17 protein-coding genes are annotated in these 18,735 nt (G+C 34.1%); 12 read left to right on the plus strand and 5 right to left on the minus strand.

What is annotated here, in order from left to right:
* Nucleotides 1-43: 43 nt before the first annotated feature.
* The 9 genes from J2X17_RS09700 to J2X17_RS09740 all read left to right on the plus strand — a co-directional run bounded on the left by J2X17_RS09700 (nt 44) and on the right by J2X17_RS09740 (nt 5,577).
* On the plus strand, nt 44-655 hold the full coding sequence (locus J2X17_RS09700; protein WP_310296973.1) for a fumarylacetoacetate hydrolase family protein: 612 nt from the start codon (nt 44-46) through the stop codon (nt 653-655).
* Nucleotides 655-999, plus strand: coding sequence for an Hpt domain-containing protein (locus J2X17_RS09705; protein WP_310296976.1), 345 nt, complete (start codon nt 655-657; stop codon nt 997-999). The genes J2X17_RS09700 and J2X17_RS09705 overlap by 1 nt, the downstream gene beginning before the upstream one ends.
* A gap of 222 nt (nt 1,000-1,221) precedes the next feature.
* Nucleotides 1,222-2,475 carry a CinA family nicotinamide mononucleotide deamidase-related protein gene (locus tag J2X17_RS09710; protein WP_310296979.1) on the plus strand — a complete coding sequence of 418 codons (1,254 nt, stop codon included), beginning with the start codon at nt 1,222-1,224 and terminating at the stop codon, nt 2,473-2,475.
* 71 nt (nt 2,476-2,546) lie between these two features.
* A complete protein-coding gene (rpmB, locus tag J2X17_RS09715; protein ID WP_007805815.1) occupies nt 2,547-2,783 on the plus strand; it encodes a 50S ribosomal protein L28 in 237 nt (78 codons plus the stop codon).
* A 27-nt stretch (nt 2,784-2,810) separates the two neighbouring features.
* Nucleotides 2,811-2,993: a 50S ribosomal protein L33 gene (rpmG, locus tag J2X17_RS09720; RefSeq protein ID WP_017495179.1), complete on the plus strand. Its 183-nt coding sequence runs from the start codon at nt 2,811-2,813 to the stop codon at nt 2,991-2,993.
* Between the two features lie 73 nt (nt 2,994-3,066).
* On the plus strand, nt 3,067-3,219 hold the full coding sequence (locus J2X17_RS09725; RefSeq protein WP_121329246.1) for a DUF4295 domain-containing protein: 153 nt from the start codon (nt 3,067-3,069) through the stop codon (nt 3,217-3,219).
* Between the two features lie 167 nt (nt 3,220-3,386).
* Complete coding sequence (ftsY, locus tag J2X17_RS09730; protein ID WP_310296988.1) at nt 3,387-4,340, plus strand: signal recognition particle-docking protein FtsY; 954 nt, start codon at nt 3,387-3,389, stop codon at nt 4,338-4,340.
* Between the two features lie 519 nt (nt 4,341-4,859).
* The gene (locus J2X17_RS09735) at nt 4,860-5,300 is read left to right on the plus strand and encodes a hypothetical protein (RefSeq protein ID WP_310296990.1); all 441 of its coding nucleotides are present in this window, start codon (nt 4,860-4,862) and stop codon (nt 5,298-5,300) included.
* Nucleotides 5,281-5,577 (plus strand): DciA family protein, encoded by a 297-nt coding sequence (locus J2X17_RS09740; protein WP_310297593.1) that lies wholly within the window; start codon nt 5,281-5,283, stop codon nt 5,575-5,577. The genes J2X17_RS09735 and J2X17_RS09740 overlap by 20 nt, the downstream gene beginning before the upstream one ends.
* Nucleotides 5,578-5,742: 165 nt before the next feature.
* Here J2X17_RS09740 and J2X17_RS09745 read toward each other — a convergent pair whose 3' ends face one another.
* The 3 genes from J2X17_RS09745 to bshC all read right to left on the minus strand — a co-directional run bounded on the left by J2X17_RS09745 (nt 5,743) and on the right by bshC (nt 9,327).
* The gene (locus J2X17_RS09745) at nt 5,743-6,162 is read right to left on the minus strand and encodes a nucleoside-diphosphate kinase (RefSeq protein WP_026984871.1); all 420 of its coding nucleotides are present in this window, start codon (nt 6,160-6,162) and stop codon (nt 5,743-5,745) included.
* A 184-nt stretch (nt 6,163-6,346) separates the two neighbouring features.
* Nucleotides 6,347-7,618 (minus strand): acyltransferase family protein, encoded by a 1,272-nt coding sequence (locus J2X17_RS09750; protein WP_310296994.1) that lies wholly within the window; start codon nt 7,616-7,618, stop codon nt 6,347-6,349.
* 119 nt (nt 7,619-7,737) lie between these two features.
* Nucleotides 7,738-9,327 (minus strand): bacillithiol biosynthesis cysteine-adding enzyme BshC, encoded by a 1,590-nt coding sequence (bshC, locus tag J2X17_RS09755; RefSeq protein ID WP_310296997.1) that lies wholly within the window; start codon nt 9,325-9,327, stop codon nt 7,738-7,740.
* 267 nt (nt 9,328-9,594) lie between these two features.
* Between bshC and J2X17_RS09760 the strand changes: the two genes are divergently transcribed.
* Nucleotides 9,595-10,872 (plus strand): MFS transporter, encoded by a 1,278-nt coding sequence (locus tag J2X17_RS09760; protein ID WP_310297000.1) that lies wholly within the window; start codon nt 9,595-9,597, stop codon nt 10,870-10,872.
* Between the two features lie 57 nt (nt 10,873-10,929).
* Here J2X17_RS09760 and J2X17_RS09765 read toward each other — a convergent pair whose 3' ends face one another.
* Complete coding sequence (locus J2X17_RS09765) at nt 10,930-14,973, minus strand: DUF7948 domain-containing protein (RefSeq protein WP_310297002.1); 4,044 nt, start codon at nt 14,971-14,973, stop codon at nt 10,930-10,932.
* A gap of 121 nt (nt 14,974-15,094) precedes the next feature.
* Between J2X17_RS09765 and J2X17_RS09770 the strand changes: the two genes are divergently transcribed.
* Nucleotides 15,095-17,299: a B12-binding domain-containing radical SAM protein gene (locus tag J2X17_RS09770; RefSeq protein ID WP_310297005.1), complete on the plus strand. Its 2,205-nt coding sequence runs from the start codon at nt 15,095-15,097 to the stop codon at nt 17,297-17,299.
* 53 nt (nt 17,300-17,352) lie between these two features.
* On the plus strand, nt 17,353-17,667 hold the full coding sequence (locus tag J2X17_RS09775; protein WP_409025257.1) for a GIY-YIG nuclease family protein: 315 nt from the start codon (nt 17,353-17,355) through the stop codon (nt 17,665-17,667).
* Between the two features lie 286 nt (nt 17,668-17,953).
* On the opposite strand, the gene J2X17_RS09780 is transcribed toward J2X17_RS09775, so the two are convergent.
* The gene (locus J2X17_RS09780) at nt 17,954-18,718 is read right to left on the minus strand and encodes an MBL fold metallo-hydrolase (protein ID WP_310297008.1); all 765 of its coding nucleotides are present in this window, start codon (nt 18,716-18,718) and stop codon (nt 17,954-17,956) included.
* Between the last annotated feature and the right edge of the window lie 17 nt (nt 18,719-18,735).

The following is an 18,735-nucleotide window of genomic DNA, read 5'->3' on the forward strand; positions in this document are numbered from 1 at the left end:
CTTAGAATCATAGTTTCTTAGAAGCTTAGCAACTTAAAAAAAAATGAAGATAATTTGTATCGGTAGAAATTATACCAATCATATTGAAGAATTAAAAAACGAACGTCCGACAGAGCCGGTGATATTTATGAAACCGGATTCGGCAGTTTTGTTAAAGCAGCATCCGTTTGTAATCCCGGAATTTTCTGAGGAGATTCATCACGAAATTGAAATTATTGTAAAGATTAATAAAGTAGGAAAGTATATCGAGCCTAAATTCGCACATAAGTATTATGACGAAATTAGCGTTGGTATCGATTTTACAGCCAGAGATTTACAGGAAAAGCTAAAGGCAAAAGGATTACCATGGGAAAAAGCAAAAGCATTCGACGGTTCTGCAGTAATTGGAGATTTTTTGCCAAAAACTGACTTTGTTTCAATGGAAAATCTTAGTTTTGAGTTAACAAACAATTCTCAAACAGTGCAACAAGGCAATACAGCCCTCATGCTCTGGAAAATTGATGAGCTAATTGCGTATGTTTCGCAATATTTTACGCTTAAAATTGGAGATATTATTTTTACAGGAACGCCTGCAGGAGTGGCAGCGGTCAAACCAAACGATGTTTTGGAAGGCTTTTTAGAAGAAAAAAAATTATTTAGAATACAAGTAAAATAATGGCTTTAAAATATAACCTTTCGAAAGTGTACGCGCTTTCAGACAATGATCCTGAATTTGTAAACGAAATTCTGAAATTATTTGTTACTGAAGTTCCCGAAGATTTAAAACAAATCAAAGAAGGAATCAAAAAAAAGGATCATAAATATGCTTACGCTTATGCCCATAAAATAAAACCTACTTTAGACCTAATTGGTTTAAATGTGGCTTTTGAAGAAATCCTGCAAGTTGAAGCGTGGACAAAAGCAGAAGGTAAAAAGAAAGAAATTATCGAAACCTTTAAAAGTATTAAAGTTCAGGTAAAAGAAGCAATCAAAGAGATCAAAAAAGACTTTGACCTATAATTTGGGCGTGCCTCTATTTTTGCCCTTTTTTAATTTAGGTTAAAAATAAGGTCGGTCCCGAGACTTCGGGAGACTATATCTTTTGTTTCGGAAAATTTTAGTTAAAGAGCACTTTTTGTTTGTCACAAAAGGATGTCATTTCTATCCTCACGCAAATCGTTCTAACAATAACCTACTTTCTAATAATGACTTACAATCTGGTAAGTAAAAAAATACATTTACATGAAAGCAACTATTATAACAATTGGAGACGAAATTCTAATTGGTCAAATCGTCGATACAAATTCGGGTTTTATCGCTAAATCACTAGATAGAATCGGAGTCGAAATACACGAAATGATTTCGATAAGCGATGATAAAAAACACATTCTGGATACTTTTGCACAATTGCAAAATAAAGTCGATGTTGTAATTATTACTGGAGGTTTGGGACCCACAAAAGACGATGTCACAAAAAAAACTTTCTGTGAATATTTTGATGATGAACTGGTTGTGAATCCTGAAGTTCTGGCGCATGTAACCCAATTAATAGAAGGATTTTATAAAAGGCCAATTTCACAAGTTAATAAAGATCAGGCTCTTGTTCCGTCAAAATGTACAGTGTTGCACAATCAGGTAGGTACTGCGCCCGGAATGTGGATGAAGAAAGAAAACACTGTTTTTATTTCGCTTCCAGGAGTTCCTTATGAAATGAAATACTTGGTTGAAGAGGAAGTAATTCCTAAAATAATTCGTGAATATAAACGTCCGTATATCATTCATAAAACCATTCTTACTTACGGTCAGGGAGAAAGTATGGTGGCAGAGCGTATTGAAGACTGGGAGAATAATCTGCCGGATTTCATCAAATTGGCGTATTTGCCAAATCCCGGAAGAGTGCGTTTGCGATTGACGGGAAGAGGCACTAATAAAGAAGAATTAGAAGCAGCAATCGAAGAAAATGTAAAATCTTTAGATGCGATAATTCACGATATTATAGTGGGTTATGAAGAAAATGAAACCATCGAAACTGTAATTGGAAAATTTTTAACGAAACAAAATAAAACAATATCAACCGCAGAAAGTTTTACAGGCGGAAAAATTGCGTCGCTTTTAGCAGCTGTTCCTGGAGCTTCAAATTATTTTAAAGGAAGTGTCGTTTCGTACGCAACAGAAGCAAAAGTGAACGTTCTCGGTGTGTCACAAGATTTAGTAGATCAATATTCGGTCGTTAGTGCTGAGGTTGCCTCGGCTATGGCTTTGAATGTGAAAGAGATACTTAAAACAGACTACGCAATTGCAACAACCGGGAACGCCGGACCGACAAAAGGTGATTCAAATGCAGAAATTGGTGCTGTTTTTATCGCTTTGGCCACCCCAACTGATATAATTGTTGAAGAATTTAACTTTGGCCAACCACGTGAAAAAGTGATAGATAGAGCGACGATTAAGAGTTTAGAAATATTACAGAAAGAAATTTTAAAAAATGTGCATTAATTTTTTGCTACAATGGTTTATTTTTCTTTTCTTTGCACCCTGATTTTGAATAACGATAAAAGATAAGTATAATGTCAAGAGTTTGTGACCTTACAGGTAAAAGAGCGATGGTAGGAAATAACGTTTCTCACGCTATGAACAAAACTAAGAGAAAGTTTTCTGTAAACTTAGTTAAAAAGCGTTTTTATCTTCCAGAAGAAGATAGATGGATTACTCTTAGAGTAGCAGCATCTACGATAAAAACAATTAATAAAAATGGAATTTCTGCAGTTTTGAAAAAAGCGCAGTCAGAAGGATTTATCAAATAATCTTTTCCTAAATAAATATATAGCAAGATGGCAAAGAAAGGTAATAGAATCCAGGTAATTTTGGAATGTACTGAGCACAAGACTTCTGGTGTAGCAGGAACTTCTAGATACATTACAACTAAGAACAAAAAAAATACTCCGGATAGATTAGAGATTAAAAAATTTAATCCAATCTTGAAACGCGTAACTGTTCACAAAGAAATTAAGTAATAATTAGAGATTTTTATAAGTCTCAATGGTTTTGCCATTCGAGTTTTATAAAAGCTTCAATAACATTTGAATCATGGCAAAGAAAACCGTAGCATCGTTACAAACATCTTCTAAGAGATTGTCAAAAGCCATCAAAATGGTGAAATCTCCTAAAACTGGTGCATATACATTCGTAGAATCTATTATGTCTCCTGAAGAAGTTGATGAATTCTTGAAAAAGAAATAATTACAATCACACTATATAGAAAAGCTACTTTCATTCGGAAGTAGCTTTTTTATTTTTTATATTTGTCTAAAATTTAAAGAAGCCTGCCTAATTTTAGCTTTCTTTGAATAGTAAGGATTATTTAGATTGAAAAATCATGTAATCAAAAAAACTAACAACCTATAAAAATGAGTTTTTTTAAAAAATTATTCTCCACTGATAAAAAAGAGACTTTAGACAAAGGTCTTGAAAAATCAAAAACTACTTTTTTCTCAAAGTTAAGCAAAGCCGTTGCCGGAAAATCAAAAGTCGATGACGACGTTTTAGATAATCTGGAGGAAATTCTGGTTGCTTCTGATGTTGGTGTAAACACAACTTTGAAAATTATTACAAGAATCGAAAAACGCGTTGCTGAAGATAAATATTTAGGAACAGATGAGTTAAATCAAATTCTTCGTGACGAAATAGGTGCATTATTGTCTGAAACCAATACTGGCGAAGCAACTGAATTTGAAATTCCGAAAGATAAAAAACCATACGTTTTAATGGTAGTTGGTGTTAATGGAGTTGGAAAAACTACGACAATCGGTAAATTGGCTTATCAATTTAAAAAAGCAGGTTATAAAGTGGTTTTAGGTGCTGCAGATACGTTTCGTGCTGCTGCAATAGATCAATTGCAAGTTTGGGCAGATCGTGTTGATGTGCCAATCGTAAGACAAAATATGGGAAGTGACCCAGCTTCTGTGGCTTTTGATACTTTACAATCTGCCGTAGCTCAAAATGCGGATGTAGTTATTATTGACACTGCGGGACGTCTTCATAATAAAATTAATTTGATGAACGAGCTTACGAAAGTGAAGCGTGTGATGCAGAAAGTAGTTGCTGATGCCCCTCACGATGTTCTTTTAGTTTTAGACGGTTCAACAGGTCAAAATGCTTTTGAGCAGGCAAAACAATTTACAGCAGCAACAGAAGTAACTTCATTAGCGGTAACAAAATTAGACGGAACTGCAAAAGGGGGCGTTGTGATTGGTATTTCAGATCAATTCCAGATTCCGGTAAAATACATTGGAGTTGGTGAAGGAATTGAAGATTTGCAAGTCTTTAATAAATACGAATTCGTAGATAGTTTTTTTAAATAATATTCAGGTAATTAAATGAATTTTTCTTCTTTAAAAAATGTAACGCCTGTTACTTTTTATTTCGCAAGTGTTGTATGTTTTGTTTTAGCTAATGTGCTTAAAGATAAAAGTTTAGCTTTTTATTATATCTTATTGGTTTTAGGTTTAGGTTTGTTTTTTGCAGGTATGCTTAAAAGAATCCGCACTAAGAAATAATCTAATTATAGGAATTCTGTAAAATTAGTTTCATTTATTCGGGGTATAATAAAAGGATCATTATCTTCCTGCTTTTTGAGACAATCTAATCGAATCTTCCAACGCGACGGGAACTGTTACTGTAGTTTTTTGTTGCGTTTTTCATTTAATAAAATTTATGAAAATATTTCTTTTGAACGATATAAAGTTAACTTTGTATCTCACAAAATTTCTTTTGAAAACTGGAGTCCTAGCCCCGATGGGAGCGGTATCCTTTTTCTGGCTTCTTTAGCCAGGAAAAGATATAGCGGACAGCGGGAATCAGCTCCTTATAAACATTATTATATGAAAAATACTTTTATGATTTTGGTTTTGTCGCTTTTGTTTGTTAGCTGCAAGCAAGAAATTAAACCGGCAGATATTGCAAAACTGAATGGCTATTGGGAAATTGAAAAAGTAGTTTTTGATGAGGGAGAAGTGAAGGATTATGGAATGAATGAGAATTTTGATTATTTTCAAATTAAAGGAACCAAAGGAACCAGAACAAAGGTTATGGCACAACTTGACGGCTCTTTTTTGACCACAAATACATTCGAAAATGTTTCTGTTCGATTTACTGATAAAGGAACTTTTTTGGATTATAAAACAGATTATGCGAAGTGGAGCGAAGAGTTAATTTCAATTTCGGACAAAGAGTTTGTTGTTAAAAACGCGCAGCAAAAAGAATATCATTATAAAAAAGCAGGACCACTAAACATATTAAATGATGGCAAAGAGACTAAATAATCAAAGTTCGATTGGCGATGTTTTGCACCAGATTATTCAGGTGAATAAATTACAGCCCGGAATGGATCAGATTGATGTAAAAGAAGCGTGGAGGCAGCTGATGGGAAATGGTGTGAACACGTATACTAAAAACGTTGTTTTGAAAGGGAGTACACTCTATGTCGAACTTGGATCTGCCGTTTTAAGAGAAGAATTAAGTCATGGGAAATCTAAAATCGTGAAAATGATTAATGAGGAACTGGGGCGTGAAGTGGTGAAGGAAGTTGTTTTACGCTAGACTTCTTAGATTTTTAGACTGACTTAGACATGTTAGATTGTTAGAAAGGATAAAAGTTTATTTATTTAAAAAAGAAACCCACTTCATAGAAGTGGGTTTCTTTTTATTAAGATTTTAGGAAATCTAAGTTAGTCTATAATTCTAACAATCTAAGATGTCTAAAAATTAAAACTGCTCTCTTCCAGCAAAATGGAATGCACCTTCGATAGCTGCATTTTCATCGCTATCAGAACCGTGAACTGCATTTTCTCCGATAGAAGTTGCGTATGCTTTACGTATAGTTCCTTCAGCAGCTTCAGCTGGATTTGTAGCTCCAATTAAAGTTCTGAAATCTTCTACTGCGTTGTCTTTTTCTAAAATAGCAGCAACGATTGGTCCGCGTGACATAAATTCAACTAATTCTCCGTAGAAAGGTCTTGCAGCATGTACAGCATAAAATGCCTGAGCGTCAGCTACAGTTAATTGAGTTAATTTTAGTGAAACGATTTTGAAACCTCCGTTTGTAATCATTGCTAAGATGTTCCCGATGTGTCCGTTTGCTACAGCATCTGGCTTAATCATTGTAAAAGTTCTATTTGTTGCCATTTTCGTGTTTTTAAATTTTGTGCAAAAGTAGACTTTTTTTATGAATTGATTTTAATAAATTCATAATTTAAACATCATGAATTGGCGTTTTAGCAAGGAAAAATGCTAAATATTGAATTATGAGATTTGAATATAAAAAAAAGACGCACTGCTGTGCGTCTCTACGTGATATATTGATAAGAAATTAGACTTTGAAAATCAGTTTGTTTTTGTAGAATATCCATAAAATAAATGTCCAGATTGCCACATATACTAAAGCACCTGCTAATGAAGCCGACATTGGATTACTGAAAAATGGTGCGATTCCGAAGAAGTATAGATAATTTAAAAGATTTATTTTTTCTTCCGGATTGTGTGGATTTTGAAATTCAATCATAACCAGAGCTTGCGGAATAATTTCTGATGCAAAAAACACAATCATAGGATTGACGCCCCAAATTAAAAATAGTTTAAAACCTTTTTTATAATCGGCAATATCGATTACATAATATAAGATAGCTAAAACTGTTGTCGCTAATCCGGTTGTATAAAGCACATAACTGCTGGTCCATAATGATTTGTTTATCGGAAAAAAGATATTCCAAAGTAGTCCGGCAACAATAAGTGTGACTCCGGCAATCGCCATTTTTTGAGCTTTTTTATTTTTTGTGATTTCACGCTGCAGTATTTGACCAATCAATAAACCGACAATTCCGTTTACGATTGATGGAATTGTACTTAGAATTCCTTCCGGATCCCAGCTTACAGTTTCCTGATACATATGTCCTTTTAACAAAATGCTGTCAACCCATGAAGCTAAATTGGTTCCTTTTTCAAGGTTTGCAGCACCAATTCCGGGAACAGGGATTAAAGTCATAATGGCCCAATAACCTAGCAATAAAACTACTCCTGTTATGATTTGTGTTTTTTGAGTGGTTTTTAAATATAAAAGCGAAACCACAAAATAAACAATGGCTATTCGTTGTAAAACACCTGGTAAACGGACATCATGATAGGCTTCAATTCCACTATAAGCTAAAAAGAGGTAAATAATCAGAATGGATAAAGCCAGGGTATTTTTGACTTTTGAACTAAAATTGCCCATTAAGGCATAACCCACAGCAATTGTAATTACTAAACGACCGATTAGAAGTGCAATTCCGTCAAGGCCAAAAAGCTGTATTTTGGCGAAATAATTAAAGAATATTCCGAGACAGAACATTCTTAAAGAGCGAATAAATATTTTATTGAAAGTTGTATCATCCCAGTTTTTACCTGGCATTGCAAGTGGAACTGCAACTCCCATAATAAAGATAAAAAAAGGAAAAACTAAATCGGTTGGCGTACACCCATGCCATTCGGAATGTAAAAGTGGTGCGTAAACATGGCCCCAATCACCCGGGTTGTTTACAATAGTCATTAATAAAATCGTTAATCCTCTGAAGACATCTAATGAAATCAAGCGCTCTCTGGTCATAGTTTTTGGTAATAGGTTAGTTTTTGTTTTAAAAGTTACTATTTGGTTTGAGAGGCAATAATTTCAGAAGAGGTGGTTATTTATTCTGATGATTATTACTTTATTTTTATGTGTTTGTTTTAAATCGTTATGATATTAAAATTCGTTTCTAATGGTTTTAATTTCTGAATTAAAAGCGGAATCAATTGTTCTCCTTTTTCAATATAGAATTCTGAAAAATTAGATTGACGCTCCTGTAAACTTTGATTTGGAAATAGCTCAAATTGTAAATCTGTAACACGTTGCAATTCGTTATCCAGTTTTCTTTTTTGCGCTTTTAATAATCGTTTTTCAAGGTTTTCCAATCCTTTTTTCTGTTTTACTTCCTGTGCTTTTACTGCTCCGGTAAATGATTTGTCGGTTTGCTGGGCAAGTTCATAAAGATATTCAAATTGTTTTGTTAGCGTGTCCTTTTGTGGGGTTAAATCAATTGGAAACGCTGATAATTTGTGCGTAATTGCATTGATCAAATTAGCAGGTTTTGTAAATAAATCAGCCCAGCTTAATTTTAATTGGTCTGCTTTTTTAACTTGTTTTTCAGTTGTTAAAAGTACAGAGTTTCGAACTAGAAGCATTGGGAAAGTTATATTTACAGCTTCAAAAAATGATTTTAATTCTAACCAATACGCAATTTCTCCGCCTCCTCCAATGTAGCATAAATTAGGCAAAATTATTTCCTGATACAACGGACGCATAATCACATTTGGACTAAATTTCTCCGGATTCTTTTCCAATAATTTTAGAATTTCTTCTTTAGAAAACGAGATTTTAGTATTGTTAATGATGTACTTGTCATTTTCGAATATTATTCGTTCGCGCAAATCATCTTCAATATAAAATAAATTGATTTCGCGTGGATTTACCTGAACCGTGTAATCTTTAAATTGCTCGATGGTTTTTTGAACGGTTTTAAACGAAGTTTGCTCTTCAAGTTCTTCTTTTGCAAAAGGAATGAAAGCTTGTTTTAAAGCTGCATCATCTGCATCTAAAATGACTAAACCATAATTAGCGAACAAACTATTGGCTAAAAAACGAGTTGCATCGGCTAGATTTTCGTGCTTTAAATAAGCATCTTCAAAGAGTTTTTTAAGAACATTTGCATTAGTGCTTGATCCTAATTCTTTTGAATATATTTCAAAAAATTCAGCTAAACCTTCTGTCGAAAGCCTTCCGACAGGACCAGTACTTTCTTTATTCCACCGAAACTTTTTTCCTTTAAAGTTAAAATAATTTATCTCTTCAAAATCATGATCCTCAGTGGCCATCCAATAAATCGGAACAAAATTATACGATGGATATTTCGATTTTAATTCTTTGGTTAAATTAATTGTAGAAATGATTTTATATAAGAAATACAACGGTCCGCTAAACAAATTTAATTGATGTCCGGTAGTAATTGTAAAAGTACATTGATGAGATAAAAGCGCTATATTTTGTTTTGTCGCATCTGAAATTTCAATGTTTTGATATTGCTTTTTTAAAGTTTCAACTAACGGAATTCTGTTTGCGTTATCAAAGTTTGCCTGTTTTTCAGTGATTTGTTTTTCGAAGTTTTCCAATGTTGGAAAATGATTGTACAGCTGTTTTAATTCTGATTTTTGATCTAGATAATCTTGCATTAACTTAGAAAAATATCCTGAGGTTTGATAGCTGATACAGTCGGTAGGCATAATTTTAAATTTATTTTTGATAGCTGTAAATTTAATGAAAATAAATAGTTAAAAACGGTTTTAACTATTGCTTATGATTTGATTTTTATTTTTGAATTTAAAGACTTTGTAATCAGGTTTTTATTTTTCGGGTTAAAGTTAATGTCTGAAAGTGATAATTTAGATAATTTGTTAAAAATAAATAGTCTTCTAAAACTTATTTGGTTAAAGCTGAATTATTAATAATGAAATTCTATTTTTGCAAGTAAAAAAGTTATATCTATTTTCATGAAAAATACCTCTAATCAGGAGAATTCCTTACGACATGTTCTTTTTGGTAGCTTAATCGGTACTACAATCGAATTTTTTGATTTTTATATTTATGCCAATGCAGCGGTATTGGTTTTTCCACAATTATTTTTTCCGGGAACCGATAGTACAAGCTCTACGCTTCAATCGTTGGCTACGTTTTCGATTGCCTTTTTGTCGAGACCTTTAGGATCGGCAGTTTTTGGACATTATGGAGATAAAATTGGACGTAAAGTCACCTTAGTTGTGGCCTTATTAACAATGGGATTGTCGACGATAGCGATAGGTTTTTTACCAGGTTTTGCAAGCATTGGTATCGCTGCTCCAATTTTATTGATGTTATGCCGATTTGGACAAGGAGTTGGTTTAGGAGGCGAGTGGGGTGGAGCTGTTTTATTGGCAATTGAAAATGCTCCTCCACATAAACGTGCCTGGTACGGAATGTTTCCGCAATTGGGTGCGCCAATTGGTTTACTGCTTTCTGGCGGTACATTTTTAATTTTAACAGATACGATGAGTAGTGAAGCTTTTATGGATTATGGATGGAGAATTCCGTTTATCGCCAGTTCCTTATTGGTAATTGTTGGATTTTATATTCGTTTGAAAATTAGCGAAACACCGGCATTTGAGAATTCTAAATTAGAACAAAAAGAAGTTAAAGTTCCGTTTTTTACTTTGCTGAAATCATACCAAAATCAGTTAATTTTCGGGACATTATCTGCAGTAACAACCTTCTTAGTTTTCTACTTAATGACTGTTTTTACACTAAGCTGGGCTACTTCCGACTTAGGTTTTAGTAAAAGAGATGCATTATTAATCCAGTTGCTTTCAGTATTGTTTTTTGCCTTTTTTATTCCAATCTCGGCTTTAGTAGCTGATAAAATTGGTCGCCGAAAAATATTAATTATCACTACTGCTTGTATTGCTGTTTTTGGTTTTTTCTTCTCTTATTTTCTTAATTCAGGAAGTCCTGTTTTGGTTACGGCCTTTGTTTGTATCGGAATGTCTTTAATGGGATTCACTTACGGACCTTTGGGAACTTTTTTATCAGAGTTATTCCCAACTACTGTTCGTTACTCAGGTGCTTCGCTGACATTTAATTTGGCAGGAATCTTAGGAGCAGCATTTGCGCCAATGATCGCTATTTGGCTGGCAAGTACTTACGGATTAAATTACGTTGGTTTTTATCTGACCGGAGCAGCTTTGATATCCTTACTTTCGTTTTTAGTGATTTCTAAAAAAGTGCATCAGTTTTAATATTTAGATAAATAATATAAAGAAAGACCGTCTAAATTTTTAGACGGTCTTTTTTTATTATCTCTTTAAACTAAAGTGTCCTCTAAATTCGGTTCCATTTAATCGGGTAACAATAAACCAATAATCAGATGCCGGTGCATTTTGACCAATATACGTTCCGTTCCATGAAGTATTAGGCGAAAGCTCCTTTATGAATTTGCCATATCGGTCAAAAATCCTGATTCCTGTGTTTGGAGCTAAATAAGCAAAATCGAGTGTCCAGGTATCATTATAAGTATCATTGTTTGGTGTGAAAAACTTAGGATAAGGCAGTTCATCAACAAAATTGATACATTCTGCCGTTGTAGCAGCGAGAATTTTAATGGTTACCGGTGTTCTTTTACTTTCACATTCATTTGCTGTTTCCGAAGCATAATAGGTAATTCCGTTTTCAAGAGGAGTAGCTTCTGAAAGTTCTGTTCCTGCGTTAAGATCATTATACCATTTTACATTGTCTCCGGAAATTTTAATGTTTTTTATTATTGCATTTTCCTGAAAGCAGAAAGTTTGTGGATCATCGGCCAGTGGCGATTTTGTATCATGGATAGTAATAGTAAACATTAGTCTTTCACTTTCACAGCTGTTAAGGGTTTGTGTTGCGTAGTAAGAGCCATTTTTGAGCAAATTTGTGCTTGCCAGAACATTTCCGCCTGTTAGAGCATCATACCATTTAATAGAAGTTCCTGTGATTTGAATATTATCTAAAGTTGCATTTTCATATATACAAAACGATTGTTCTTTCTTTCCTGTAGGTAATGGTGTATCACTAACTTTTACTAAAACCGGAGTTCTTTCGCTTTCACATCCTGTAGTTTGTGATACATAGTAAGTCACATTATTTTCTAACAAAGTATTACTAGGTAAAGATCCTGCTGCAATATTTGAACTGTACCATTTTAGATTTTGTCCAGAAACCTGAATGTTACTTAGTGTTGCCTTTTCATTTTTGCAATAAGCTCGACTATTAATTTCAAGAGGAGCATCAGGAGTATTTCCTACGGAAACGGTAACCCCAAATCTTGGACTTTCACAACTGTTTACGGTCTGCGATGCATAATATGTTTTTCCGTCCTGAAGACTTTTCGTCGTTGTTAAAAGTGTACCATTTGAAGCCGAATCATACCATTTTATAAGATTTCCGTTCACTTGAATATCTGCAATTGTCGGGTTTTGTCCCGAGCAAAATGGTTGGTTTGCAGTTCCTGATGGAGGCAGTGTATTTTGAAGATTTATTGTGACAGGTGTTCTTTCGCTTTCGCAGCCGTTTATAGTTTGCGATGCGTAATACGTTACATTATTTTGAAGTACTGTTGTATTTGGTAAAATTGCTCCCGCTGTAAGAGCATCGTACCATTTTTTGTTTTGTCCTGTAATTTGAATATTATCTAAAGTTGAATTAATACAGAAATTTTGAGGTGTAGAAGCAAATGGAATTGGTTGACCAGTAATCGTAACGGTTTGATTTTGTATTGATGTATTTCCATTTCCATCATTAAAACTCCAAACAATTGTATAAGTGCCGGGTAAGCTGTAAGATAATGAATTTGATGTCGTACCTGTAATTGTACCTGCACAGGCATCAGTTGCAGTCGGAATTGTGTTTATAATCGTATGACAATCACCCGTTACAGTTGGGAGAGTAGCAAGATTGGGAATAGGAGCTTCGATGTCGCCAATAATAACATTAATTTTTTGGATACCATCGCAACCACCTGTTCCTGTTATAGAGCAACTATATTCGCCGCTATTAGCAGTTGTTGCATTTGTAATTATTGGATTCTGTTGTGTTGATGTAAAGCTATTTGGTCCAGTCCAGGAATAATTAGTTCCCCCTGAAGCTTTTAGTTCTAAAGTTTTTCCTGTACAGACTGGCGAGTTACTTGTTATTAGTGGATATGTGAGACATTCTTGAAATTTTACTAAAAATGCATCCGCTATATTAGGCGTATAGTTATTTGGCTGGGGATAAAAATTTTGCTGATGTGTTCCAGGAGTTGAAATGCTGGTTAAACTACTAGTGCTTCCGGCAAGATAAATATTGGACTTATCATCAACTTCGGTTATCCTTCCATTATCAGCCATTTCTCCTCCAAAATAAGTTGCCCACTCCCTTTGTCCATTCGTGGTAAATTTCACCAAATACGATTCAATTCCGTCATTTTTAATTGTTTGATAAGCATTCATTGTGGGAAGAAAACCATCTTCTACTCTTCCTGCAAAATAAATGGAACCATTTTTTGAAACGGATCCACCCAACGCCTCAGGGAAAAAATATGATCCCCAAATTTTGAACCCATTTGGATCAAGTTTTATTATTCCTCCACATTTATTTAAATTGTTTGGAATGAAATTTTCTTGAAAAACACCTGGAGTGCTAATATTTGATGTACTGTTTGTTTCTCCAAAGCAATATAAATTATTCGCGGCATCGATTCCAAGATAATAAAATAAATCATTGTTATTTCCACCAAGATATGTACCCCATTTTCTAGTTCCATCAGGAGAAAATTTAACCAAAAAACTATCCTCATTAAGGATTAATTCTTGATATGAGTTGGCAGTTGAGATATTGTTATTACTGCGCGTAAATCCTAAAAAAACAATGTCACCGTGAGAATCTAATTTCGAATCAGAGATGTAATCGTCATTATTTCCCCCATAAAAAGTTGACCACAACCTGATACCATTTTTATCTAATTTTGCAATAAATCCATCTTTTTTACCTGGAGCATTTCCACTAATTGGTTGATGGCCATCTACGGTAGAAATATTTTCAGTACTTAATGTTTCGCCTGATATATAAACATTTTCATTAGCATCAATTACGATGCTATGTAATTCTTCACCATTCATACCACCATAATAAGTTCCCCATTGACGAATACCATTAGTATCAAATTTTGCTACAAAACCATCAAAATAACCGCTTTTAACAGGCTGATGAGTGCCGAATGTAGCTATGTTTGTGGTACTTATACTAGAACCAGCAATATAAATATTATTCAAGTCTGAAACTTTAATTTGCGCAATATTGTCAGCACTACTACCTCCGTAATATGTTCCCCAAAGCCTTGTGCCATCTGAATTAAGTTTGCAGAAAAAAGAATCATTACTGCCACCTGGGACGTAGGCAGTTTGATAAGCCCCTGAAGAAGCAATGTTTTGAGCACTATAAGTAATTCCGGCCATGTAAACAAAATCATCTTTTACAAAAATTGCTGTTGCGTAGTCATAATCTGCTCCGCCATAGTAAGTTCCCCACAATCTAGTTGGTACAGGATCGATAACAATAGTTTTGTCATTTATTGAATTAGCAGAATTAAATCCATAAACATCTTTTTTAATCTTTCTATAATCAACTGAAACTTCTTTTTTATTGTTCCCTTCTTCAATCCAGCTCGCGGGCAATGTTTCTTCCATTTTTCCAAAACGAACATTCATCTGAATTTTATTATCAATCAATTCGGTTTCAGCACCATTGAATTTTAATTGAACGTCAGAGATTTTTCCTTTCGGATGAATTATGAAATTATATTCAACTACTTTTTGAGGATCATTTGGAACCGTAAAAACAACATCAATATTGGGGTAAATATTTTTATATGTAATTTGCTTGTATTCGCGAACACCAGTAATTCCATCGGGTTTGTCCGGAATATTATAATAATTATCAAAGTCTTTTGATTGCTGATCAGTAATTAATTCGACCTGTGGATTTGAGTTTACAAAATCAATATCAATTCTATGAAAAGTATATTCGAGATTATATTCGACTTTTATTTCTTTATCTTTTTCCGAGGTTGGATATGGAAGTGTTTTTGCCGTTGTCGAACTTACAATTGGAGTCTTCGTTACCTCGTAAACATCATAAGAAAATCCGTTTTTTTTAAGTTGAACATTTAATCCATTAGAATTTAATAGATATTTTACGGCTGTATTTGGTTTTCCTTTCTGATCAATAATCTGACCTTTATTTTCTTTAAAACCAATAGATTGATTTTTGTTTTGTGAAAATAATTGAATGGTAAATAAAAATAATAATAAAAGTAATTTTTGCTTCATTTATAATAATTTGGGTCATCGCAAATGTAATTAAATATCTACAAAACAAAACTAAAATTCCTCAGTGAATCTTTCCTTAAAAAGTCTCTAAATATCTCGTATTTTTGCAAAAACATTTCTTTTGAAAACGAAACTCTTCATCATAACGCCGCCTTTTACACAGCTAAATACGCCATACCCGGCGACAGCCTATATAAAAGGATTTCTAAATACCAAAAACATTGAATCTGCTCAGGCTGATTTAGGTATTGATGTGATTTTGGAATTGTTTTCGAAGAAAGGTTTGATTGATTTGTTTCAGGTTTCAGGTTTCAAGTTTGAAGTTACAGGAAACGAAATCTCGGATAATTCTAAGCGTATTTTTGCGTTGCAAGATGAATATGTCAAAACTATTGATGCTGTAATTCAGTTTTTACAGGGGAAAAATCCAACTTTGGCGTTGCAGATTTGTCAGGAAGATTTTCTGCCTGAAGCTTCTCGTTTTGCACAATTAGAAGAACTCGATTGGGCTTTCGGAACAATGGGAACGCAGGACAAGGCAAAACATTTAGCTACTTTATATCTCGAAGATATTTCGGATTTTATAGTAGAATGTGTCGATGAAAATTTTGGCTTTAGCCGTTATGCCGAACGTTTGGGCCGAAGCGCTAATTCGTTTGATGAATTGTACGAAGCTTTACAGCAAGAACCAACTTATATTGATTCGATTTTAATAGCTCTTTTAAAAGCTAAAATCGAAACGGTAAAACCAACTTTCTTTTTAATTTCTGTTCCCTTTCCGGGGAATTTATATAGCGCTTTTCGTTGCGCACAATGGGTAAAACAAAATCATCCTGAAATTAAGATTTCAATGGGCGGCGGTTTCCCGAATACTGAATTACGTTCACTTTCAGACAAACGTGTTTTTGAATTCTTCGATTTTATTACTTTGGATGATGGGGAAGTTCCAATTGAAGAATTAATTTTCAATTTAGAAAATCCAAATTCCAACTCCTATAAAAGAACTTTTTTATTAGAAAATGGAGAAGTGGTCTACAAAAATAATTCTCTAAAACACGATTACAAACAAGCTCAGGTTGGAACTCCGGATTATTCTGATTTGCCCTTGGATAAATACATTTCGGTTATCGAAATCGTGAATCCAATGCACAGAATGTGGAGCGACGGTCGTTGGAATAAACTAACAATGGCGCACGGCTGTTATTGGGGAAAATGTACTTTCTGCGATATTTCATTAGATTATATAAAGGTTTACGAGCCTGTTGCAGCCAATTTGTTGTGCGACAGAATGGAAGAAATGATGCTTCAAACCGGTCAGAATGGTTTTCATTTTGTTGATGAAGCAGCGCCGCCAGCTTTAATGCGTGCTTTGGCTCTTGAAGTTTTACGCCGAAAACTAGCAGTAACCTGGTGGACAAACATTCGATTTGAAAAAAGCTTTTCTAAAGATTTATGCCTGCTCTTAAAAGCTTCCGGATGTATTGCCGTTTCGGGTGGTTTAGAAGTAGCTTCAGACCGTTTATTAAAATTAATCGACAAAGGCGTAACCGTTGAACAAGTGGCAAAAGTAACCCGCAATTTTACCGAAGCAGGCATTATGGTTCATGCGTATTTAATGTACGGATATCCAACCCAGACGATTCAGGAAACCGTTGACAGTCTCGAAATGGTGCGTCAATTGTTCGAAGCTGGAATTCTGCAGTCTGGTTTTTGGCATCAATTTGCGATGACGGCTCACAGTCCTGTTGGTTTATATCCGGAGAAATTTGGTGTTACAAAAGCAACGGAAGCGATTGGAACATTCGCCAATAATGATATCGATTATACAGATTCCACAGGAATCAATCACGATAAATTCAGTTTTGGGTTAAAGAAATCGCTTTTTAATTTCATGCACGGAATCTGTTTTGATTACGAATTACAAGATTGGTTCGATTTTAAAATCCCAAAAACTAAAATTGATCCCGATTTTATTTTTAATGCCCTTGAAGAAGGAAATGATTTCAACACAAAACCAAATGCAAAAGTGGTTTGGCTTGGCGGAAGACCTTCGATAGAACATTTTACAAAATCAAAAAAAGGAAATTCATGGGAAATGATGAGTTTTACTTTTCACGATAAAAAAGAAAGTTTCAATCTTCAGACCAACAAAAATGAAGGTGAATGGCTGGTAGAAATTTTAAATAAAATTTCAATTTCTAATGCTAAGAATTATACTTTTCAGGAAATAAAAACAGACTTCGAAACTGAAATAGAGGACTTTGAATTGTTTTGGTATTCAAAGCCGGTTAATACTTTACGAGAGTTTGGGTTGTTGGTCTTGTAGTTTTTTTTTAGGATTTTTCTTATTTTTACTTAAAAATAGAATCTTAATAAATTATGCTCATTCAAGAAGGTTTTCATACTTACTACATCTATATTTTAACGAATAAACCTAGATCCGTTTTCTACACTGGAGTTACCAATAACTTAAGAATTAGATTAAGTCAGCATCAAGAAAATATTTTACTAAAGAAAAGGACATTTACATCAATGTATAATGTTCAATTTTTATTGTACTATGAAAAATTTACGTGGATTCATGAAGCGATTGCTCGTGAGAAAGAAATTAAAGGGTGGGATCGGAAAAAGAAATTAGAACTTATAAAAACAATTAATCCTGACTTTGATTTTTTGAATTACTTATTTGAATAGGATTACGGAGCTACTTGCGGGGATTCCTCGTTCCTCGGAATGACAAACTGGACGTAAACTCTTGATTTATTAATTAAATTATTGACAAAGTAACCGCAAAGTATGTCATTCCGAGGAACGAGGAATCCCCGCAAGAAGCTCGACAAAGATTAGCAAGATTGTATTATTCATAAAGTATGTCATTCCGAGAAACGAGGACACGAACGATAGTGAACTGGCGAAGCAATCCCCGCAAGTAGCTCGACAAAGATTGGAAAATTGTGCAAAGAAGTTCAAAGGAATAAAATCAATACTCCACAAAAGTACCATCCGCAGGAACCGCCGTTTTAGATAACAAGTCATTTTCAGATAAAGCATTTTTTAATTGTTCTCTTGTAGTCGGACAATGATTCAAAGCTTCTAAATGATTGGCGAAAACTTTTCCGGGTGCCAATGCCGTAAACTTCAAAATATCATTCATTCGCATTAGTAATGGCTGACCAATATCAAGTCTTGCAGTTCCGCAGGCGACAGTTGCAATATCAGGTTTAAGTTCAACCAAAACTTTTTGAACATGTGCTGTAAAAATAGTATCAGAACTTATATAAATTGATTTTTCATTTGGTAATTCGAGATGAAAACCCATCACATCGCCCATCAATTTTGCTATAAAACCATAACCGTGAATAGCTGGAATTCCTGTGATTTTTCCGCCTAGAAATGGTTGAGGTTCCCAATAATTTAAAGTTTGAGTGATGTTTAAGCCTCTTTTCGTAAGTTCTTTTTCAATTTGAACACTACAGATGACCGGAATGCTTTTACGTCTTAAAAAGACCTCTCCGGCTTTGTCAATATGATCGGGATGCAAATGTGTAATGAGGCAGTGCGTCACCTTGCTCAAAATTTCCCTGCTGTTTTTAGGCAAAGAAACCCTCGGATTTCTATGTGGTTTATAACGAAAGATGGTGAATGGCGGAATCGTTTTTCTTTTTCCTAACATCGGATCAACTAAAATCACTTGTTGATCAGTTTCAATAACTAATGTGGCGTTACGTAAATGATGTAATTTCATATCGGGGAAAATTAGAT

This window comes from Flavobacterium aquidurense (genome assembly GCF_031458035.1).
Lineage (GTDB): Bacteria > Bacteroidota > Bacteroidia > Flavobacteriales > Flavobacteriaceae > Flavobacterium > Flavobacterium aquidurense_C.